The sequence below is a fragment of the Streptomyces albidus (ex Kaewkla and Franco 2022) genome (genome assembly GCF_013870515.1).
In the GTDB taxonomy this organism is placed as follows: domain Bacteria; phylum Actinomycetota; class Actinomycetes; order Streptomycetales; family Streptomycetaceae; genus Streptomyces; species Streptomyces albidus.
Genome location: NZ_JACBXA010000478.1, coordinates 1 through 1,745 on the forward strand (window position 1 = coordinate 1; position 1,745 = coordinate 1,745).

Consider the following 1,745-nt stretch of genomic DNA (forward strand, 5'->3'; position numbering starts at 1 on the left):
TCGCTGAGATACCGGTCGCCGACGAGCAGAGCGTGCTGCTCCACCCGTGCGTACAGCTCGTCCAGGCGCTCTGCCGGCTGGCTCCAGTCACCGAGGGGGAATGTCCGCCCCGGGAGGTCCGTCCGGCTTCCGCCTGGTTGCCGAAGGGCGTCTTCAGGCCGCATGTCCGGCTGACTCACCCCGCCCACTCCCTACGCCACCCGCACTCGAACCGCTCGAGGACTCGGGGGATCTTCCTACTGCCGCAAGGTGGGGCGCAACGTCGCTTTCTCGCTGAACTCCCCCGTAACCGGGCACTGTTCAGGGGTGGGCTGCTTCCGCGGCGTTCTTCTCCTCACTCGAAAGAGTGGACCGGTGGCCGTCTGCGAGGCACCGGCCCGCGAACCGGCCGTCCCGCGGAGCCGTCTAGGCTGCTCCTGTGAGGATCCTGGTCATCGGCGGCGGCGCCCGCGAACACGCCCTGTGCCGCTCTCTTTCGCTCGACCCCGAGGTCACGGCGCTGCACTGCGCCCCCGGCAACGCCGGGATCGCCGAGGTGGCGACGCTGCACGCCGTCGACGCCCTGGACGGCGCGGCCGTCGCGAACCTCGCACAGACGCCGCAGGTGCGGGCCGACCTCGTCGTCATCGGCCCGGAGGCGCCCCTGGTCGCGGGTGTCGCGGACGCCGTGCGGGAGCACGGCGTCGCGGTGTTCGGGCCGTCGGCCGAGGCCGCTCGCCTGGAGGGTTCCAAGGCGTTCGCCAAGGACGTGATGGCCGCCGCGGGTGTGCCGACGTCACGCAGCTACCTGTGCACCACCCCCGAAGAGATCGACGCCGCGCTGGACGCCTTCGGGCCGCCCTACGTGGTCAAGGACGACGGGCTCGCGGCCGGCAAGGGCGTCGTCGTGACCGACGACCTCGAAGCGGCCCGCGCACACGCACGCGCCTGCGAGCGCGTCGTGATCGAGGAGTTCCTCGACGGCCCGGAGGTCTCCCTCTTCGCCGTCACGGACGGCGAGACGGTCGTACCGCTCCAGCCCGCCCAGGACTTCAAGCGCGCGTACGACGGCGACCGGGGTCCCAACACCGGCGGCATGGGCGCCTATTCGCCGCTTCCGTGGGCGGACTCGAAGCTGGTGCAGGAGATCGAGCAGACGGTGCTCCAGCCGACCGTCGACGAGATGCGGCGCCGCGGCACCCCGTTCTCCGGGCTGCTCTACGCGGGGCTGGCGATGACCTCGCACGGCGTACGCGTCATCGAGTTCAACGCACGGTTCGGTGATCCGGAGACCCAGGCCGTGCTGGCCCGGCTGCGCAGTCCCCTCGCGGGGCTGCTGTACGCGGCGGCGACCGGGCGGCTTGCGGCTCTGCCGCCGTTGGCCTGGAGCGACGAGGCGGCGGTCACCGTCGTCGTCGCGGCGCACGACTACCCGGCCGCCCCGCGGACCGGCGACGTCGTGGAGGGGCTGGAGACGATCGCGGAGCAGGACGAGCCCTCGGCGTACGTGCTGCACGCAGGCACCAATCGGGACGCCGACGGGCGTGTGGTCAGCGCCGGCGGCCGCGTGCTGTCGGTCACCGCGACGGGCGGGGGTCTCGCCGGGGCCCGTGAGCGGGCGTATGCGGCACTCAGCCGCATCCGGCTGGAGGGCTCGCACCATCGTGGGGACATCGCGGCCCAGGCGGCGGAGGAGGCGGAGCGGCAGCGGAACCGGGCGCCGGAGGCCGGGCAGGCCGGGACAGACGCTGGACAGGCCGGGGGAG

The 1,745-nt window shown here is 73.1% G+C and carries 1 protein-coding gene and 1 pseudogene; one reads left to right on the plus strand and one right to left on the minus strand.

Annotation, left to right across the window (positions count from 1 at the left end; genetic code table 11):
- Positions 1 to 164 (minus strand): annotated as a pseudogene (locus H5J26_RS30690) (hypothetical protein); the annotation flags it as partial.
- Between the two features lie 254 nt (positions 165 to 418).
- Between H5J26_RS30690 and purD the strand changes: the two are divergent.
- On the plus strand, positions 419 to 1,745 hold a 1,327-nt coding region (gene purD / locus H5J26_RS30695; RefSeq protein WP_181769211.1), incomplete at its 3' end, for a phosphoribosylamine--glycine ligase.